This window comes from Yoonia maricola (genome assembly GCF_002797915.1).
GTDB lineage: Bacteria > Pseudomonadota > Alphaproteobacteria > Rhodobacterales > Rhodobacteraceae > Yoonia > Yoonia maricola.
In genome coordinates, this window is sequence record NZ_PGTY01000004.1 from 226,413 (window position 1) to 245,864 (window position 19,452).

At 55.9% G+C, this 19,452-nt stretch carries 21 protein-coding genes; 12 read left to right on the top strand and 9 right to left on the bottom strand.

Annotated features, from left to right (window positions below):
* The first annotated feature begins 455 nt into the window (after positions 1-455).
* A complete protein-coding gene (locus BC777_RS17950) occupies positions 456-905 on the top strand; it encodes a hypothetical protein (protein ID WP_133122590.1) in 450 nt (149 codons plus the stop codon).
* Positions 906-945: 40 nt separating this feature from the next.
* Here BC777_RS17950 and BC777_RS17955 read toward each other — a convergent pair whose 3' ends face one another.
* The 4 genes from BC777_RS17955 to gmd form a co-directional block, all read right to left on the bottom strand.
* A complete protein-coding gene (locus BC777_RS17955; RefSeq protein WP_133122591.1) occupies positions 946-1,956 on the bottom strand; it encodes a hypothetical protein in 1,011 nt (336 codons plus the stop codon).
* Positions 1,957-2,422: 466 nt separating this feature from the next.
* Entirely contained in the window at positions 2,423-3,838 is a 1,416-nt protein-coding gene (locus tag BC777_RS17960; RefSeq protein ID WP_100369588.1) for a mannose-1-phosphate guanylyltransferase/mannose-6-phosphate isomerase, read from the bottom strand.
* Positions 3,835-4,803, bottom strand: coding sequence for a GDP-L-fucose synthase family protein (locus tag BC777_RS17965; protein WP_100369589.1), 969 nt, complete (start codon positions 4,801-4,803; stop codon positions 3,835-3,837). Before BC777_RS17965 ends, BC777_RS17960 begins: the two co-directional genes overlap by 4 nt.
* Positions 4,804-4,806: 3 nt before the next feature.
* Entirely contained in the window at positions 4,807-5,928 is a 1,122-nt protein-coding gene (gene gmd / locus BC777_RS17970) for a GDP-mannose 4,6-dehydratase (RefSeq protein ID WP_100369590.1), read from the bottom strand.
* 155 nt (positions 5,929-6,083) lie between these two features.
* Between gmd and BC777_RS17975 the strand changes: the two genes are divergently transcribed.
* The 7 genes from BC777_RS17975 (at position 6,084) to BC777_RS18005 (ending at position 12,317) form a co-directional block, all read left to right on the top strand.
* A complete protein-coding gene (locus BC777_RS17975) occupies positions 6,084-6,437 on the top strand; it encodes a DUF2793 domain-containing protein (RefSeq protein ID WP_100369591.1) in 354 nt (117 codons plus the stop codon).
* 330 nt (positions 6,438-6,767) lie between these two features.
* The gene (locus BC777_RS17980; RefSeq protein ID WP_100369592.1) at positions 6,768-7,328 is read left to right on the top strand and encodes a F0F1 ATP synthase subunit delta; all 561 of its coding nucleotides are present in this window, start codon (positions 6,768-6,770) and stop codon (positions 7,326-7,328) included.
* The gene (atpA, locus tag BC777_RS17985; RefSeq protein WP_100369593.1) at positions 7,329-8,864 is read left to right on the top strand and encodes a F0F1 ATP synthase subunit alpha; all 1,536 of its coding nucleotides are present in this window, start codon (positions 7,329-7,331) and stop codon (positions 8,862-8,864) included.
* A gap of 25 nt (positions 8,865-8,889) precedes the next feature.
* Positions 8,890-9,762, top strand: a complete 873-nt coding sequence (locus tag BC777_RS17990) for a F0F1 ATP synthase subunit gamma (RefSeq protein WP_100369594.1) — start codon at positions 8,890-8,892, stop codon at positions 9,760-9,762.
* 18 nt (positions 9,763-9,780) lie between these two features.
* Positions 9,781-11,205 carry a F0F1 ATP synthase subunit beta gene (gene atpD, locus BC777_RS17995; RefSeq protein ID WP_100369595.1) on the top strand — a complete coding sequence of 475 codons (1,425 nt, stop codon included), beginning with the start codon at positions 9,781-9,783 and terminating at the stop codon, positions 11,203-11,205.
* Positions 11,206-11,217: 12 nt separating this feature from the next.
* The gene (locus tag BC777_RS18000) at positions 11,218-11,643 is read left to right on the top strand and encodes a F0F1 ATP synthase subunit epsilon (RefSeq protein WP_100369596.1); all 426 of its coding nucleotides are present in this window, start codon (positions 11,218-11,220) and stop codon (positions 11,641-11,643) included.
* Positions 11,644-11,855: 212 nt separating this feature from the next.
* A complete protein-coding gene (locus tag BC777_RS18005) occupies positions 11,856-12,317 on the top strand; it encodes an NUDIX hydrolase (protein ID WP_100369597.1) in 462 nt (153 codons plus the stop codon).
* A 132-nt stretch (positions 12,318-12,449) separates the two neighbouring features.
* Here the strand turns inward: BC777_RS18005 and BC777_RS18010 are convergent, their stop codons facing one another.
* Positions 12,450-13,199, bottom strand: coding sequence for a hypothetical protein (locus BC777_RS18010; RefSeq protein WP_211095399.1), 750 nt, complete (start codon positions 13,197-13,199; stop codon positions 12,450-12,452).
* A gap of 98 nt (positions 13,200-13,297) precedes the next feature.
* Here BC777_RS18010 and BC777_RS18020 point away from each other — a divergent pair, with 98 nt between their 5' ends.
* Both BC777_RS18020 and BC777_RS18025 read left to right on the top strand, forming a co-directional pair.
* Positions 13,298-13,648, top strand: coding sequence for an H-type lectin domain-containing protein (locus tag BC777_RS18020; protein WP_100369599.1), 351 nt, complete (start codon positions 13,298-13,300; stop codon positions 13,646-13,648).
* A 124-nt stretch (positions 13,649-13,772) separates the two neighbouring features.
* Positions 13,773-14,378: an outer membrane beta-barrel protein gene (locus tag BC777_RS18025; protein ID WP_168769217.1), complete on the top strand. Its 606-nt coding sequence runs from the start codon at positions 13,773-13,775 to the stop codon at positions 14,376-14,378.
* A 64-nt stretch (positions 14,379-14,442) separates the two neighbouring features.
* Here BC777_RS18025 and BC777_RS18030 read toward each other — a convergent pair whose 3' ends face one another.
* A complete protein-coding gene (locus BC777_RS18030; RefSeq protein WP_100369601.1) occupies positions 14,443-15,462 on the bottom strand; it encodes a ribose-phosphate pyrophosphokinase in 1,020 nt (339 codons plus the stop codon).
* Positions 15,463-15,581: 119 nt separating this feature from the next.
* Here BC777_RS18030 and BC777_RS18035 point away from each other — a divergent pair, with 119 nt between their 5' ends.
* Positions 15,582-16,178, top strand: coding sequence for a 2-hydroxychromene-2-carboxylate isomerase (locus tag BC777_RS18035; protein ID WP_100369602.1), 597 nt, complete (start codon positions 15,582-15,584; stop codon positions 16,176-16,178).
* Positions 16,178-16,963 (top strand): alpha/beta fold hydrolase, encoded by a 786-nt coding sequence (locus tag BC777_RS18040; protein WP_100369603.1) that lies wholly within the window; start codon positions 16,178-16,180, stop codon positions 16,961-16,963. Before BC777_RS18035 ends, BC777_RS18040 begins: the two co-directional genes overlap by 1 nt.
* Here the strand turns inward: BC777_RS18040 and BC777_RS18045 are convergent.
* Genes BC777_RS18045 through BC777_RS18055 form a run of 3 tightly spaced genes read right to left on the bottom strand, consistent with a single transcriptional unit; the run spans position 16,932 to position 19,377 of the window.
* Positions 16,932-17,978, bottom strand: coding sequence for a threonine aldolase family protein (locus BC777_RS18045; protein WP_100369604.1), 1,047 nt, complete (start codon positions 17,976-17,978; stop codon positions 16,932-16,934). The two genes, BC777_RS18040 and BC777_RS18045, sit on opposite strands and share 32 nt — an antisense overlap.
* Positions 17,979-18,446, bottom strand: coding sequence for a YcgN family cysteine cluster protein (locus tag BC777_RS18050; protein ID WP_100369605.1), 468 nt, complete (start codon positions 18,444-18,446; stop codon positions 17,979-17,981).
* Entirely contained in the window at positions 18,436-19,377 is a 942-nt protein-coding gene (locus BC777_RS18055; protein ID WP_100369606.1) for a bifunctional riboflavin kinase/FAD synthetase, read from the bottom strand. The genes BC777_RS18050 and BC777_RS18055 overlap by 11 nt, the downstream gene beginning before the upstream one ends.
* Positions 19,378-19,452: the final 75 nt, after the last annotated feature.

Sequence of the window (19,452 nt, forward strand, 5' to 3'; positions counted from 1 at the left end):
GACGACCTCCAAATGTGTAATGCGTGTCTATGCAGTCAGGCGCATAGGTTCAACTGTACTGAGGTGTCGGGCGTCATACGACTTTGACCTTTGCGTCATCAACTGACCCAAAACGGCAAACTGGACTTTCGCACATCATGTAGAAAAGGAGGAAAAGGAGCCCAAAGTGACGGATGCTGTGCAGCGCACAAATGTCCTTTCCGACGATGTGCGTCAGCGGCCTCATTGCACCCTGTCGGTTCATTTGGGTCGTAAATGTAGATTATAGCCAACCTTCACTCTTGCTGAGATGTGCATTGCCGAAGGTATATTTGCCGTAGTATGTGACGTCCTGCTGCGCGCGACGGTTCGCGCCATCGGCGTCGTTGGTTCGGTGAAGGAGACAGCGCAAGGTGCACATCATTTCCAAAGTCCGCGTCGCAATTTGCACGGCAATCTGCTTGGCGACTCCTGTGATGTCCGAACGTTTGCCTTTGGGGTGTTACGTGCGGGACTATTCCTTGCAACACCTTCAAGCGCATCCCGATCAAGTTGTGGATCGCATCAGCCTCGATTTCTCGCAGTTGGATGATCTCACCAGGGACATCACAGCCGTAGATGTCGAGGTCCTGCTGGCCGATCAGGGACACGCGGCCCGTGAAGGCTACGGCGGGCAACGGGTCCTTCAATCAGCGGCCAACTTTATGTCTCCGCTGGAGTTTCACACCGATTGTGATGGGGGCTCATTTGCCGTCATCCGCTTTAGTCTCGAGAGTGTCTTAATCGAGACAACCGGCTTTCGGTTAATTGGCGACGACATGACCTGTGTTGATGAATTTGTGGAAACCGACCTCAGCGAGCAAGTTCCGGGCTCCCCGACCCGCTACCTACTTTATCGCGCCGAAGATGCGGCGTGCGACTGGTAAGACTGTACGCAAAGTGGGCCACTTGTTTTGGAAGAACCAGTCACCGCTGAAGTTCATAATACTGAACCGTGCGACGGTTGATTGCGCGACGAGATAGAACTGTAAAGGTCAAGGGAAGAAGCGCCGCGGTAAAAACTGCGAAGACCGCCTGAAGAGCGGGCGGAACACCGTTCGACACATCCAACCAAATCCAAGCGCCCATGGCTATAAAGGCACAGACGATTGGCTTGCTGATGTAGATCTGCAAAGCGGCCCCACTGCGCAGCCTTGGCATTCCAAGCCCTGCCTTCACCTCGGAATCAACACTGAAAGGCCCCGCAGCCAGCAGGACATATAGAGCGTCCGAATAAGTCGCATACTGCAAAGCTAAGTGATTGATGCCACCGATGTCTCCATGCCGGAATACGATCAGTGATCTTATGGTTGTACTGATATCGCTGGCCGAGACCTTGGCCAGACGAAGCTCATACGGTTTGTCCGTGACATACTTGGCCCAATGGGCAGGTATCTGGACATCGTAGATGTCCTGCCGCACGGATTGTCCAGGTCGAGAGATGGCCATCGCGACCACGATTTCTTCATCATCGCCCCTAAGGTGAAGCTGACCGGTGGCCGTGATTGCAGCGAGGTCTTTCGGTACACGCGCGAACAAGCCGTGCCTAAGATTTTGAAAGGCGACGCGTTGTGTCCAGATCGTCATGACCGACAAACCAACGCAAAACAGCACAACAGCAAAAAAGATCGCAGCGCCACCCCGCGTTACCGGTACTAAGGGTCTGTCTGTGGTCATGTAACCAAGCGTAATAATCCATATCGGCAAAAACGCGACGAGAAGTAACGTCAGTGCAGTTGCCACGTAGCGCCATACAATCAGCGCCCGCCGTTGTTGCAGCGCCAAGTGTACCCATTGGCGCTCAGCATCCGTCATCGGCGCACCACCGAGCGACGTCTTTTCAGGTCTGGCATTCAGGCGGGCTTGAAGCTCTTCAAGTGGACTGGTCGGTGCATTTTGTAGTCGCTGTTGAAGCCTGGACCTATTGAAGCGGAACATGAAAGAAGCCCTGAAGGAAAGATGCTGAAAACAGCAGTAACAAAGGATTAATCGTCCAGCCGGAGTTTCGGCCAGCTATGCCATAGCTTCTTCGAAGCAATACGGCAGATGACAGCAATAGCTGGCGGTTGCGTAGATAAGCCAGTCATCATCATGGTTTAACATGAACCTTCACATTGGAACAGTGCCAGTGATCCTTAATTCTCGTCGCCCAAAGACAACACCAACAGACAACAGCGCCAGCAAGTCTAGGAACAACTCAATCATCGATTTTGCACTAAGCAGACCTTGCAGCAGACAACCTTAAAGTCCGCTTCGTCCCGCACTATCGCCCTTGGCCTGGGTCGCAGTGAAAGTCCGGTCTGCGTCAAAAATGTTTGACCTTTGCACTCGTATTGTTCGAAGTCACCCGCTGTCGGGACTCGACGGCCCCTGCCGGAGGGTCAAAGATCGCCGGTCTTCCGCCTTAGGCGCGGGCGTACATATCTTCATGCCTTACGATATCGTCTTCTCCCAGATAGGCGCCTGTTTGGACCTCAATCAGGACCATGGGCAGTTTGCCAGGGTTTTCCAGACGGTGGCGCGTGCCAAGAGGGATGTAGATCGATTGGTTTTCGGTCACGAGGTCCATTTTGTTGCCTACGGTCACGTTTGCGGTTCCTTGCACAACGATCCAGTGTTCCGACCGGTGGTGGTGGGATTGCAAGGATAAGGCAGCACCGGGATTGACTACAATGCGCTTGACCTGAAACCGATCCCCCATGGCAAGGCTTTCAAACCAACCCCATGGCCGGTGGTCCTTGGGAAAGACCTCTGCCTGTTTGGTGCCATTCTCCTGCAATGTCCGCACTGCAAGTTTGACATCCTGCGCCCGGTCCTTGTGGCTGATCAGCACAGCATCCGGCATGGCGACGGCCACGATATCCTCCAGCCCGATCCCGACAAGGCTTTGTCCTTCAACCTCGCTGCGCAACAGCACGCGCTGGCAATCAATCGCTGTGGTATCGCCCGCTGTGGCGACACCGTCAGCCTGCGTTTCGCGCCAGACGGCAGCCCAATCGCCAAGGTCGGACCATGTGCCGTGATAGGGTACGACACTGAGGTTCGTGGCCTTTTCCATGATGGCATAGTCTATCGACGTCGCATCCGCCTCAGCCCAGGGGCCGGGTGCAAGTCGCATGAACGACAGATCGGTCATACCTTCATCAAGGGCGGCTTTCACGCAAGCATAGGTATTGCTGGCATGGGTGCGGTAAGCATCAATAATCGCCTTGGCCGTGAACAGAAAGATCCCGGCGTTCCACAGGTAATGACCTGACAATAGCATCTTAACCGCTGCGTCAGCATCCGGTTTTTCAATAAAGCGGCGCAGCGGGACCGGCGCGGTGCAGCCTTGCGTCATCGGATCAAGTTCAAGGTAGCCATAGCCGGTCTCAGCATGGTCCGGTTTGATCCCAAAGGTGACAAGCTGACCTGCGCGGCCGGCAGGGATAGCGACCTCGATACTATCGCGAAAGGCGGCCTCGTCCGGGATCAGATGATCTGCCGGCGCGACCAACAGCAGCGCGTCAGGATCGCTTTCAGCGACCTGCAATGCGGCTGCAATAATGGCAGGGGCCGTGTCACGCCCCACGGGCTCAATCAGCACAGTGTCAGGTTCAATGCAGACGTCTTGTAACTGTTGCAGCACAATAAAGCGAAACGGGTCGCCGGTGACGATCACCGGTGCGGTGAAAGCCTCGGAATTCAGACGTTTGGCACAGGTCTGAAACAGGCTGTGCTCGCCAATAAAGGGCGAGAACTGCTTGGGATAGCTTTTGCGCGACAAAGGCCACAGCCGGGTGCCTGATCCGCCACATAGAATAACGGGTGTGATCTTCATGAGGCGCGCAAGATTTGGCCCGCCTCCTGCATCGCGCAGTACCAGTCATACGTCTGGGCAAGACCGTCGCGCAGCGATATCTTCGGCTGCCAGCCAAGGCTCTGCATCACGGATGTATCAAGCAGCTTGCGCGGCGTCCCGTCCGGCTTGCTGGGGTCGGTTTCTGTATCGCAACGGAACCCGGTCAGATCGGCGACCATATGGGCCAATTTCAGTATACTGATGTCTTTGCCGGTGCCCACGTTCAGATGGCTTTGCATGGGCTTGGTCGCAGCCGTGTATTGCGCATGGCTCAACCCCATCGTGAACAGCACTGCATCGGCCAGATCATCGACATGCAAAAATTCGCGCCGCGGCGTGCCGGTGCCCCAAATCGTGACAGCACGCTGATGGTTGCGGACGGCATCATCATAGCGGCGCAGCAGGCCTGGCAGGACATGGGAATGATCAGGGTGAAAGTTATCGCCGGGGCCATAGAGATTCGTCGGCATCAGTGAACGGTAGTCGCGCCCATACTGCCGATTATAGCTTTCGCACAGTTTGATGGCAGCGATCTTGGCCAAGGCATAAGGCTCATTCGTCGGTTCGAGCGGCCCGGTCATCAGCGCGCTTTCAGGGATCGGCTGCGGCGTGTCGCGGGGATAGATGCAAGACGACCCCAGTTGGATCAGACGCTGCACACCTGCCGCGTGGGCCTCGTGGATCAGGTTGCTGGCGATCATCAGGTTGTCTTGGATGAAATCGGCAGGACGGGTGTGATTGGCGACAATGCCCCCAACCTTTGCAGCGGCGATGATCACCAGATCAGGCCTTTTCGCCCAGACAAAAGACCGCACGGCGGCCTGATCTGTCAGGTCCAGCGTTGCGTGCGCGACAGTGACCACATCATGATCGCCTGTCGCCACCAGCTTGCGCATGATTGCACTGCCTACCATGCCGTTATGGCCTGCCAGAAAAATCCGCATGGGTTACGCCTCCAGCGCCACGGGCATATCCATGCCATGTTCCCGCAAAAGCGCATGGCGCTGGGCGATTTTTAGGTCTTCTGCGACCATTTCGGCGCACAGGTCCTGCGGTGTTGTCGTCGGCACCCAACCCAATTGCTTTTTCGCTTTGGTCGGATCACCCAAGAGCGTCTCGACCTCGGCGGGCCTGAAATAGCGTGGGTCAATGCGCATGACGACATCGCCGGGCCGCACGTGCGGGGCGCGGTTAGAGTTTACTGCAACAACCGTCGCTATTTCCTGCGTGCCCCTGCCACTGAAAGCCAGCTTCATGCCCAGCTCTGTAGCGGTCCACTTCACGAAATCGCGCACCGAATGCTGCTCACCGGTTGCGATCACATAATCCTCAGCCCGCTCTTGTTGCAGCATAAGCCACTGCATTTCGACGAAATCCTTCGCATGTCCCCAGTCGCGTTTCGCATCAAGGTTGCCCAGATAAAGGCAGTCCTGCAAGCCAAGTGCCACCTGCGACAACCCGCGTGTGATCTTGCGGGTCACAAAGGTCTCTCCCCGCCGTGGGCTTTCATGATTAAACAGGATGCCGTTGCAGGCATACATCCCATAAGCTTCGCGGTAGTTCACGCAGGCCCAATAGGCGTAAAGTTTGGCCACGGCATAAGGGCTGCGGGGGTGGAAAGGCGTGAGTTCAGTTTGGGGTGTCTGCTGGACCTGACCATAAAGCTCAGAGGTTGATGCCTGATAGAAGCGCGTTGTCTGATCCAGCTTCAGAAAGCGGATCGCCTCCAGCAAGCGCAGGGTACCAAGTGCATCGACATCGGCGGTGTATTCGGGGGTATCAAAACTGACGGCGACATGGCTTTGCGCACCAAGGTTATAGACCTCATCTGGCTGCACCTCTGACAACACGCGCGTCAAGTTCGAGCTGTCGGTCAGATCGCCATAGTGCAGGATCAGACGCGCATCATCGGTCTGCGGATCCTGATAGATGTGATCAACCCGTTCGGTATTCAGCGAGGATGAGCGGCGTTTGATCCCATGCACCTCATACCCTTTCGCCAGTAGAAGTTCAGCAAGGTAGGAACCATCTTGTCCGGTAATCCCGGTAATTAGCGCGCGTTTTGACATGGGTCTTCACTCGACTCGTAAAGTAGTTGTTAACCAGTCATGAAGTGGAAGCCCTTAATGTAAGGTTAACGTTACGTACATTAATGTAAGATTTTTCTGACACTTTGACCCAAATACTGCGCGCGATCCCATTTCTCAGCGGAAGGCGCACCCTTATGTCAGAACAGACCCCAAATCTTGCGATGCCATTCATTATGCCGGCACAGGCCCAAAAGCATGTCACCCATAACGAAGCGATCGAACTGCTTGATACGATTGTCCAATTGACGCTGGAAGACAGCGATGCAGTAACCCCGCCCGTGCTGCCAAGCGAAGGCGAAGCCTGGGCGCTGAGTGCGTCGCCAACAGGCGATTGGGCGGGCCAAGGCGGGCAAATCGCAACATGGCGCGGTGGCGGCTGGCTTTTTGTTACACCGCGCGAAGGATGGATGGCCTGGGTCAAGGATGACGCAGAATTGCAGGTCTTTACCGGCACGGCATGGGCCACGCTGGCCAGCGTAGGGACTTAAAGAACGACCAACGATTCCCTTCATCCGAACAATCGGATGAAGATTCACAAAAGCGCGGGGCCTTCGGGTTCCGCGCTTTTTCCGTTTCTTGTGAAATCTTTGGAAATTGACTGCGAATTAGGCTCAAGAACCTGTTCATCTGTCATGAACGCCCCATATGCGGGTCAGTGCGGTGGATTCTTAGCGCAGGGTGCTTGCGGCACCAGAAGGGCTCTGCTACATCGCGCAAGATTTTGCCGCTCTCGCATTCGTGAGGGCCAAAGAAGTTGCCCTTTCGCCACCCGTTCATCGGGGGTGCGGAACCGGGCCCAAGATATCGGAAGGCTCCACGTGTCCGAAACTGCTGGTATTTCGACAGGCATCGCCGCGCGCTATGCAACTGCCGTGTTCGACCTCGCCAAAGAAGGCAAGGCGATCAAAGCACTCGAATCAGATGTTGCGACTTTAGAAGCAGCGATGGCCGAAAGCGCCGATCTGCGCACTTTGCTGACCTCACCGCTGTATAGCCGTGATGAACAGTCTGGCGCGATCACCGCAATCGCCAAGAAAATGAAACTCTCAGACACCACAAGCAATGTATTGGCGCTGCTCGCAAGCAAGCGCCGTTTGTTTGTGTTGCCACAGCTGCTGGCCGTTCTGCAGGACATGCTGTCCGAAGAGCGTGGCGAAGTGACCGCAGAGGTCACAACAGCCAAGGCGCTGACCAAGGCGCAGGCGGACAAGCTGGCGAAAACGCTCAAAGCCCAAGTGGGCAAATCTGTCACCATCAAAGAAACCGTCGATGAAAGCATCATTGGCGGTCTTATTGTCAAAGTGGGCTCCAAGATGATCGACACGTCGATCGCCTCCAAGCTCAACGCACTCCAGAACACAATGAAAGAGGTCGGATAAATGGCGATCCAAGCGTCTGAAATTTCTGCGATCCTGAAGGACCAGATCAAAAACTTCGGTCAAGAAGCCGAAGTGGCCGAAGTTGGCCGCGTATTGAGCGTAGGTGACGGTATCGCCCGTGTTTACGGTCTTGATAATGTCCAAGCCGGCGAGATGGTTGAATTCCCCGGTGGGATCCGCGGGATGGCCCTGAACCTTGAAGCTGACAACGTGGGTGTTGTTATCTTCGGTTCCGACCGTGACATTAAAGAAGGCGACACCGTTAAGCGCACCAAGTCCATCGTGGACGTGCCTGTGGGTGACGAACTGCTTGGCCGCGTTGTTGATGGTCTTGGTAACCCGCTGGACGGCAAAGGCCCGATCAAGACCAAGACACGCGCCGTTGCTGACAGTAAGGCCCCCGGCATTATCCCACGTAAATCGGTACACGAGCCGATGGCGACTGGTCTGAAATCCGTTGACGCGATGATCCCGATTGGCCGTGGCCAGCGCGAATTGATCATTGGTGACCGTCAGACAGGTAAAACTGCTGTGGCACTTGATACGATCCTGAACCAGAAGTCTTATAACGACGCAGCGACCGAGGAAGGTCAGAAGCTGTACTGCGTGTACGTTGCCGTTGGTCAGAAACGTTCTACCGTTGCGCAGTTGGTGAAGAAGCTCGAAGAGAGCGGCGCGATTGAATATTCCATCGTTGTGGCTGCAACCGCATCCGACCCTGCACCAATGCAATTCCTTGCACCATACGCTGCAACCGCGATGGCCGAGCATTTCCGCGACAATGGCCGCCACGCGCTGATCATCTATGATGACCTATCCAAGCAGGCTGTGTCTTATCGCCAGATGTCCCTGCTGCTGCGTCGCCCACCCGGGCGTGAAGCCTACCCAGGTGACGTTTTCTACCTCCACTCTCGCCTGTTGGAGCGGTCTTCAAAGCTGAACGAAGACAACGGTTCCGGTTCGTTGACGGCGCTGCCGATCATTGAAACCCAAGGTGGTGACGTTTCGGCGTTTATTCCGACCAACGTGATTTCGATCACCGACGGTCAGATCTTCCTTGAAACCGAGCTGTTCTATCAGGGCATCCGCCCTGCGGTGAACACTGGTCTATCCGTTTCGCGTGTGGGTTCTGCCGCGCAGACAAACTCGATGAAATCGGTTGCGGGTCCTGTGAAGCTTGAGCTTGCGCAGTACCGCGAAATGGCCGCCTTTGCGCAGTTTGGTTCCGATCTGGACGCCGCCACACAGCAGTTGCTGAACCGTGGTGCACGCCTGACCGAGCTGATGAAGCAGCCCCAGTATTCGCCGCTGACCAACGCCGAGATCGTTTGCGTCATCTATGCAGGTACGAACGGCTATCTCGACAAGGTTGACGTGAAAGAGGTTGGCCGCTTCGAGGCTGGTTTGCTGAACCACCTGCGGACAAACGCTTCTGAAGTGCTCGACATGATCACCAAGGAAGACCCGAAGATCAAAGGTGAAGCCGAAGAGAAAATCAAAGCGGCAATCGACTCTTTCGCAAAAGACTTCGCTTAATCTTTGAGACAAAGGAGACTTTGCTTTGCCTAGTCTTAAGGACCTGAAAAATCGGATCGAGTCGGTCAAATCGACCCGCAAGATCACAAAGGCCATGCAGATGGTCGCGGCCGCAAAACTGCGCCGCGCCCAAGATGCAGCCGAGGCATCGCGCCCCTACACAGAACGGTTTAACGCCGTGATGGCCGGGCTTGCTGCGTCGGTCGGCGGATCAGATAGCGCACCGAAACTGTTGTCCGGAACGGGCAGTGATCAGGTGCAACTGCTGATCATAATGACCGCTGAACGTGGCTTGTGCGGTGGCTTTAACGGCAACATTGCCAAGCTGGCCAAGACGCATGCGCAAAAGCTGATCGGCGAAGGCAAGACCGTGAAAATCATCACGGTCGGCAAGAAAGGCCGCGATGCGATCAAGCGTGAATTGGGCGATCACTTTGTCGGGCACGTTGACCTGACAGAGGTCAAGCGCGTGGGCTACGCCGACGCACAGGGCATCGCCAAAGACATCCTTGGCCGTTTCGACGCCGAAGAATTCGATGTCGCGACGATCTTCTTTGCGCGCTTTGAAAACGTCGTGACACAGCACCCAACGGCCCAGCAGATCATTCCCGCCAAGTTTGAGCAGGAAGAAGATGCTGACGTCACGCTTTATGACTACGAGCCTGGTGAGGAAGAAATCCTTGCTGACCTGCTGCCACGCGGTGTGGCCACGGCAATCTTCAGCGCGCTGCTGGAAAATGCCGCGTCCGAGCAGGGTGCACGTATGTCAGCGATGGACAACGCGACACGCAACGCAGGCGAGATGATCGACAAGCTGACGATCCAGTTTAACCGCTCACGTCAGGCCGTGATCACCAACGAGCTGATTGAAATTATTTCGGGCGCGGAAGCGCTCTAGACCCCGGAGAATACGAAAATGGCAAATGCAAAAGGCAAGATCACGCAGGTCATCGGCGCTGTCGTCGACGTGCAGTTCGATGACCACCTGCCCGAGATTCTGAACGCGCTGACAACTGACAACAACGGCAAAGAGCTGGTGTTGGAAGTGGCCCAGCACCTTGGTGAAAATACGGTTCGTGCGATTGCGATGGACTCAACCGAAGGTCTGGTCCGCGGTCAGGACGTCACAGACGCCGGCACAACCATCACTGTGCCCGTGGGCGACGCCACATTGGGCCGCATCATGAACGTTGTGGGGGAGCCTGTGGACGAAAAAGGCCCCATCGGTGAAAAAGATCGCCGTTCCATCCACGCGGATGCGCCCGCTTTTGAACAGCAGTCTACAGCGTCTGAGGTTCTGGTAACAGGCATCAAAGTGATCGACCTGCTGGCGCCATATGCGAAGGGCGGTAAAATCGGCCTCTTTGGTGGTGCGGGTGTTGGTAAAACCGTTCTTATTCAGGAACTGATCAACAACATCGCGAAAGTGCACTCTGGCTACTCCGTCTTCGCTGGCGTGGGCGAGCGGACACGTGAAGGCAACGACCTTTACTACGAATTCATCGAATCCGGTGTTATCGACGCCGAAGACCTGACCAAATCCAAAGTGGCATTGGTTTACGGTCAGATGAACGAGCCTCCGGGTGCGCGTATGCGTGTGGCCCTGTCTGGTCTGACAATGGCAGAATCCTTCCGCGATCAGTCCGGTACAGACGTTCTGTTCTTCGTCGACAACATCTTCCGCTTTACACAAGCGGGTTCCGAGGTGTCGGCACTTTTGGGTCGTATCCCATCCGCCGTGGGTTACCAGCCAACACTGGCGACAGATATGGGTGCGATGCAGGAACGGATTACATCGACAAAGAACGGCTCGATTACCTCCGTTCAGGCGATCTACGTGCCTGCGGATGACTTGACCGACCCTGCGCCAGCGACATCCTTTGCGCACTTGGACGCGACAACCGTTCTGAACCGTGCGATTTCGGAAAAGGGTATCTACCCGGCGGTTGACCCGCTCGATTCCACATCGCGTCTGCTGGACCCTGCGATTGTTGGGGAAGAGCACTATGCCGTTGCGGCTGACGTGCAGCAGATGTTGCAGCGCTACAAGTCATTGCAGGATATCATCGCCATTCTGGGCATGGACGAACTGTCAGAAGAAGACAAACTGACCGTTGCCCGTGCACGTAAGATCGAACGCTTCCTGTCGCAGCCGTTTGACGTGGCGCAGGTGTTCACTGGTTCGCCGGGCGTTCAGGTGCCACTGGAAGACACAATCGCGTCGTTCAAGGCTGTTGTTGCCGGCGAATACGATCACTTCCCTGAAGGCGCCTTCTACATGGTTGGCGGCATCGAAGAAGTGAAAGCCAAAGCCGAGAAAATGGCTGCCGACGCAGCTTAAGGAGAAGCCATCATGGCAAACCTACAATTCGATCTGGTCTCGCCCGAACGCCGCCTGGCGTCGGTCGAGGCGTCCGAGGTTCAGATCCCCGGCGCAGATGGCGACATGACAGCCATGGCTGACCATGCGCCAACGATCACGACATTGCGCCCCGGCGTCCTGACAGTGGTGCACAGCGGCGGGTCTGATGCCTACGTTGTCTCCGGTGGCTTTGCCGAGATTACAGCGGCAGGCGTGTCGGTTCTGGCCGAACAGGCGCTGCCCAAGGACGAAGTGACGCAAGAGGTCTATGACCAGATGGTCGAAGATGCGAAAGCAGCCTACGGGCGTGCGCAAGAGACCTTCAAGAACGAACCCGGTCCAGTAGATGACGCAGCCAAGCTGCTGTCTGATATGGTGGCTATTGGCGGACACATCGGTCTGACCGCGAAGAACTAAGCGTTCCAAAAGTGAATAGAAAGGCCTCGCTTGCGCGGGGCCTTTTCCGTGTAGAGCCCGGCGTGGCTAAACTTTACGGCACACATATCGAACACTGAGTGGTGAAGCGGCATTTGATACGCGCGGCGGCAAAGGTCTTGAATGAGCCCAACTTGCAAGATTGCTGCATTGCGGCCAAAGTCTCCTTCTCGGAAAACTGAGCAGGCGCTGGAATGAGTATCGATTGGCAAAGGGCAGCCGCCTATGTGGTGGCCGTTGACGCCCAACAACAGATTTTGCTGACACAATTTAGCAAACCGGGTCATCCCAAATCGGGAGCTTGGACGTTGCCGGGCGGGGGTATGGAATGGGGTGAGCAGGCACACGAGACAGCACTCCGTGAACTGGGAGAAGAGACCGGCCTTAGCGCAGATATCGGCACCTTGTTGGGGGCACAGTCAGAGTGGTTTGACGAAAGAACGTCCGAGCGAGGACAGCGCGGCCTCGCACTCCGCCTGATATTCAAAGCACGGAACTTATCTGGTGAACTTAAGACCGATTTCAGGGACGATGATACAACTGCCGCGGCTGCCTGGTTCTCGATCGGCGCTGTCCAACGTTTGAACAGGGTCGAGGTTGTAGATTTTGGTCTATCTCTGATTTCGACACCGAAGTTGTCGATTGATCATATTTGACGACTAGAAGGCGGGCATTCAATCGACATTAACCAGTGTCCGCTTTGTTCCGCAGAACGGTCAACTCACGCGACGCTCTGAACGTCTGGCCGCGGTCAGGATTGCCTGCCTTTCTGGCCACGCCCTTTGCCGCTAGTCTTTCAGCCCCCAAAGCGCTGCCGTCCCGAACACACCCTGTCCGTCAGCGGTGAAATCGAGATCGCTGTTCGTCCCGAAGTCGCTGCCCGACACAAACACCCCATCGGCGGTCGGCCCGTAGATGAAACCGTTCAATTGCCCATTGACGGTGAAAGCCTGTTCGCCGTTATTAAGCGCCCCGTTGATCTGCATGTTGTACTGTGTCTGCCCACTCGTGCCCGCAAAAATGTTCCCACCCGACATCACGACATCGCCTTCATAAAGCGCCAGATCCTCCAGTCCGGTTTCGGGGTTGGCGACCCATCCCATGAACTCTGACGCGCTGCCGGTGGTCGCGCCAGTTTGCATATCAACCGACAGAGAGGCCTGGCTGGTGATGTTCGCGTTCGGTGTGCTGGTAAAGGCAAGTTCCATAAAGCCACTATAATTCAGCGTGCTTGGTGCGGGCAGATCCGCAAAGGGTGTCAGGCCACCGACGTTGTAGGCGTTTTTAACGGCAGCGAACTCATCCGGCATCTGGGTGACAAAGTATAGCGCCTGCGCCTCGGTTGGTGCGGTGAATGGGCTGGTTGGCGTACCACCACCACCATCTCCGCCGTCGTCGCCACCGCCGCCAGTATCACCATCACCGCCTCCTCCTCCGCCAGTATCATCACCGCCGCTACCTCCACCACCGCCACAAGCCGACAGTGCCAAAACCAGCGCGTAAGTTGTTAAAGACCTTATAATAAATGGGTATTTCACAGCGACAACTCACCTGACATTTAAAAACCGTACAGGTTGAGCTATCAGTGATTCATTAACCAAGTGTTATTATGGGTTAAGAAAACGTTGGATTGATAATGCGTCGATTTCAGAGTGGCACAATCGGGATTGACCACGGTGATGTGGTGCTTTTCTCTGATTTTGAAGACGACGGCCAGATGTGGCGTGGCGAAGGGCCGCGACAGTCACGGGCAGCCGTCAGTTTTGCGCAGGCCTATGCGACCCCGCCACATGTGCAGGTATCGATGTCGATGTGGGATATATCGAACAACACCAACATCCGTGCTGATGTGCAGGCCGAAGAAATCACTGAGGTTGGTTTCACAATCGTTTTCCGCACATGGTCTGACACCCAAGTCGCGCGCGTGCGCGTCGCTTGGACATCCTATGGTGAGTTGCCCAATGACGACGGTTGGGAACTTTACTGAGCGCGTTAACCTTTTGGTAACACCAACGTTCGTAAACCATAATCAATACACTTCAGTGCCTAATTTATGTGGATTCCAATCAATAAGCGGGCGCAACATACCTGACTTGAATAGGAAATTTGAGATGACAATAAGAGTGAATGCAATCGCCGTAGCGCTTTTGCTTACGGTGCCAGCTGCACATGCCGATGGGGTCTATTATGGCGTTGGTTTTGGCTATGCGGACTCAACTTCTGAGCCGGAATTTGGCGATAACAGTAGTGGTGGATATCCAACCATCGGCGCGACCCTTGGATATAAACGGGAACAAGGCAACTACTTCTATGCTGGCGAAATTGATATTGATGTTCCCGTCGGGGATGCAGAACTGTCGTTTGAAGATGTAACATGCGACGATGGTTTTGCGGATGGCCCGTATTTCTGTACGCATACATCGACCGTACGTTTGCGCAGTTTGGCAGGTGTCGAACTTAGCAATGGAATTGATGTGTTTGGCACCATTGGTATTGCGTTTATGTCTGGCGAGGGTGCGATTGAGCCGACGGGCGAGACTGATACTGGTACGGCATCTGGTGCGACTGTTGGTTTTGGTGCGCAGATCCCTGTTGGTTCGGGATCGATGCGTCTTGAATTGATTTACGATAATCTCGAGAATACGGGCACTCTGCCAGATGACGTGTATGAGCCGACGTTTGAATCGGTCTCACTAAAGACGACATACCTTTTCTGAGCCTGAAGAACAGACCCAATCCGGGATCAACGGATTGGGTCATCATTGACGCGACATCAATGGCCTACTCTGCCGCATAAAGCCCTTCATAGATTGGCCCCAGCGTCTTGTGGTCGAACAATGACGAGACAGAGGTGCCGTTCCACGTATTCAGGATGGCTTGGGCAAACATCGGCGCTGTTGGCACGATACGGATGTTCTTACAGGCTTTCACGGCCTCTGTGGCGGCAATCGTATCGGTGATCACGAGGCTTTTCATCACGGATTTCGATACCCGCTCTACCGCCGGGCCGGACAGCACACCGTGTGTGATATAGGAATGAACCTCTTTCGCTCCGTTCTCCATCAGCACCTCGGCGGCTTTACAAAGCGTACCTGCCGTATCAACGATATCGTCCACAATCACGCAAACCTTGTCTTTCACATCACCGATGACGGTCATCTCTGCGACCTCGCCGGGTTTGCCCCGGCGCTTATCGACTATGGAAAGGGGCGCTCCAATGCGCTGCGCCAGATCACGGGCGCGGGCCACGCCGCCCACGTCGGGGGATACGACCATCACCTCATCCATCTTGCCCCGGAAGTTATGCATCGCATCCAGCGCATAGATGGGCGAGGCATAGAGGTTATCGACCGGAATATCGAAAAAACCCTGAATCTGCGTGGCATGCAAATCCAGGGTTAAAACGCGTTCAATACCGGCTTCTACGATCATATTCGACACCAGCTTGGCCGTGATCGGGGTGCGGGCCTTTGAGCGGCGATCCTGTCGGGCATAGCCAAAGTAAGGAATGACTGCCGTGATACGCGCAGCCGAGGAACGGCGCAGCGCATCGGCGATAATCAGCAGCTCCATCAGGTTGTCGTTGGCGGGGTTCGACGTGGGCTGGACGATATACATGTCCTCACCGCGCACGTTCTCAAACACCTCTACAAAGATCTCACCATCGTTGAACCGTTCGACCCGCGCATCACACAGGCCCACTTCCATGCCGCGGTGCATCGACATGCGGCGCGCGATTGATGTGGCGAGGGGCTGATTGGCGTTACCGGAAATCAGCTTGGGCTCGATCATTGTGGGCATAAGAAGGGGTCCTTTGGCAGAAGGGGCGTTTACACAAATGTAACAGAATCGTGGCGTTGACACCGGGTAGCACAAGCTTACCGTCTCGCAAAGAATTCAGCAGCCAAAGGAGCCGCAAAATGCCCCATATCGACTATTACTTCGCTACCCTTTCGCCATTTACCTACCTCAGCGGCACGCGCCCGGCGGAAATTGCAAAGAAACATGGGGCCACGATCACCTATAAACCACTCGATATCATGGCGCTGTTCGCGCGTACCGGCGGCACCCCACCCAAGGACCGTCACCCCAACCGGCAGGAATACCGCCTGCAAGACATGGCGCGGCGGTCCAAACTATTGGGCATGCCATTGAACCTCAAACCAATGTTCTGGCCGACGAATGGCGCGCCATCCGCCTATGCTATTATCGCCGCCCAAAACGCGGGTGAGGATGTGGCAGAATTGGTGAAAGCCTTCGGTGCTGCCTGCTGGGCGGAAGAACGTGATATCAGCCAGGACGATGTCGTCCGCGACTGCTTGAAAGAATCCGGGCTCGATCCTGCATTGGCCGATAAGGACATGCTCACCGCAGCCGATACCTTTGCCAAAAACCTCGAAGATGCGGTCAGCGCAGGGGCATTCGGCGCCCCCTTCTTTATCACCGATACGAATGAGCGTTTCTGGGGCGAAGACCGGATCGACGATCTGGATGCGTATCTGTCTGGCAAGCTTTAGTGCCCGACGTCTCAGGCCATCATGTGCATGCGGTCACGGTGGGTGCAGGTGCGCCCGCCGTGATGGTGCATTGTGCCTTGTCTAATCACAAAGCTCTGCTGCCCTTGGCCGAAGCGGTCGGCGGGCAGGTGAGTTTGATCGATATGCCGGGGCATGGGCGCAGCGATGATTGGGACGGCAAGCGGGACTATCAAACGCTTGTTTTCGAAGCCGCCGCCGCGTGCTGCGATGGTCCAACGCATTTGATCGGCCATTCCTTTGGTGCGACTGCGGCTTTGCGGCTGGCTATTGAACGCCCCGATCTGGTCAACCGGCTGACCTTGATCGAACCGGTCTATTTCGCCGCTGCCAAAGGCACGCCGGCGCACGCGCAGCATGCCAAAAACTTCCGCCCTTTCGTGGGCGCGATGTTGACCGGCGACGAAGCACGCGCGGCAGAGGTCTTTAACAGCCTGTGGGGGGCGACCCCTTGGGCGGATATCCCGGCGCGCATGCAGGCCAAACTGGCCCAACGCATTCATTTGATCGTCGCAGGTGCAGCACCAATTGAAGAAGACGCCGCCGGGATTACCTCAGCCGAGCGGCTAGGGGCGTTGAACATCCCCGTGACCTTGATCCGCGGGGCGGACACGCAGCCAGTGATCACGGAAATCCACCGCGTGTTGGTAAAGCGTATCCCAAATGCGACAGATCACGAGATTGCAGAGGCTGCGCATATGCTACCGCTGACCCACAGTGATGAGGTCGCCGCGATTATCCGCGCAGCAGATCCAGAAACTGACTGACGCCATCCTCGGTCATCGACCAATCACAGACCAAACGCCCAATCAGCGGTTCATCGGGGTCGCCTACGTTGTGGTCGCCATTCATGACATAGTAGACCGCACCACCATCCAGCATCCGCTTATGCTCACGACGAGGTATCTCAAAAAAGATCATGTTGGCTTGTGGTTCAAACAGCATCGTCGCCGCATTGTGCCTGCGCAGCCCTTCGGCCAATTGAACGCAGCGTGCGTTCGCTGATCGTGCCATATCCAGCCACAACCCATCGGCCAGATACGCCTGCATCTGCGCCGACAGATAACGATGCTTTGATAGCAAATGCCCACCCCGCTTACGGCGCAATTCAAATTCCCATGCGATTTCGGGGTCGAAAATCACACAAGCCTCCACCCCCAGCAGGCCATTCTTGGTGCCGCCAAAGCTGACGGTATCGACACCGGCCTTCCACGTCATCTCAGCGGCGGAACAGTCCAAAGCAGTCAGCGCATTCGCAAAGCGCGCACCATCCAAGTGGGTCTGCATGCCGAACTCTTGCGCCGTGGCGGTCAACGCCCGGATTTCATCAAGGGTATAGAGCGTCCCTTTTTCGGTCACCTGGGTGATCGATAGTGGCCCCCGCTGTGGGCCATGCACACCGCGATTTTCCTCCCCAAGGATTTTCTCGCGCAACCCATCCGCAGTCATCTTGCCGTTGGCGGTTGGTACCAAGGTCAGCTTTGCCCCAGTATAAAACTCCGGGGCGTTGCACTCATCCTCATGGATATGGGCGCAGTCTGTGCAAAAAATCGTCTCCCACGGTTTTGTCATCGCAGAGAGCAGGACAGAATTGGCGGCGGTCCCGTTGATGATCAGGTAAACGGCGGCTTCCGGCGCCTCAAAAATCGCGCGTATCTGCGCGCGTACCGCGTCCATGATCGGATCAGCACCATAGCCCATGGCATAGCCTGCGTTGGCCGCGACCAGCGCCTCCATCACCTTTGGATGGGCGGGGCCTGCATTGTCTGAGGCGAAATACATCTAAAGTGGCTCCTCAATTATATGGTCGTCCCAATCGTCCTCATCGACGTTGATTTCAGGGATGGTCATACCTTTGACAGACACACCCGCCTGATGCACCGACGCCGGATTGCCCGAAATCAGCGGGTGCCAGTCATAAAGTGGGCGGCCTTCATAAACCAAGCGATAGCCGCAGGTCATAGGCAGCCAATACAGGTTGTCCTCGATGGTTTTGGGCGTCAGCACGATGCATTCGGGCACGTATTTGTGGCGGTCAGTGTAGTTGCTGCACAGGCAGCTTTCGCCATCCAGCAAACGACAGGCTATGCGGGTCAGGGCGACGGTCCCATCGTCATCTTCCAGCTTGTTCAGGCAACATTTGCCGCAGCCATCACACAGCGCTTCCCATTCCTGTTGGTTCAGGTCCTTCATCGGCTTGGTTTCCCAGAACCGAGAGGTCAGGCCATCACGGGGAATTTCAGCGGACATCGGCGAGGATATCTCTGGCAGTCACGCAATCGGCGTCCATTTGGGTGACTAACTTATCAACGCCTTCGAACTTCAGCTCAGGGCGTAGGAAATCGACAAGAGCGACCGAAAGGGTGGACCCGTACAAGTCGCCCTTGAAATCAAAAATGAAAGTCTCGCAGTTCGGCACGTTTTCCCCAAACATGGGGCGAACCCCGATAGACGCCGCGCCATCATATGTCCCCTTGTGTGGGCCATCTAGCACATCAACCTTCACAGCATAAACGCCAAACCTCGGCGGATGGAGACCGCTGATCGACATATTCGCAGTAGGATACCCCAGATCGCGGCCGCGTTGGTCGCCGCGAATAACCTCGCCTTCGATCCGGTGCCAATGCCCCAGCATCGCAGCAGCATCGCGTGGCTTGCCGTCGGTCAGCGCTTGGCGGATCGCGGTTGAGGACACGTTGGCGGTGTCGATGGCGACAATTGGCGCGATGGTGACGCCAAAACCCATTTCGGTGCCAAAGTTTTGCAGGTCTTCAACCGTCCCGGTACGGTCTTTGCCAAAGCAGAAATCAGCCCCGACAACGACGTGCTTAAGCCCCAGTTGATCGGCAATGATCGTCTGCGCAAAATCGCGGGGGCTGAGGCTCGCAAGAGCGGCGTTGAAGGGCACCTCATAGAGCTTTTCCACACCAAGCTTGGCCAAACGGTTCGCGCGTGCCTCTGCGTTCATCAAGCGGAAGGGCTTGGGATCGCGTGAGAAATAGCTGCGCGGATGCGGTTCAAACGTCATGATGCCTAAAGGCGCGCGCGTGGCTTTCGCCGCCTCGCGCGTCAGGTCGATGACCGCTTGATGCCCAATATGCACACCATCAAAATTGCCAATCGCCGCCGCAGCACCACGGTCGGATGGATCAATAAAAACGGTGTCACGAATGATATGCATGGCTTTGGGTAGCCGACGCCGCAGGGCCGTGCAAGCACCGCTTATCACCCCTTACGGGCTTCTGCGCGCAGAAAG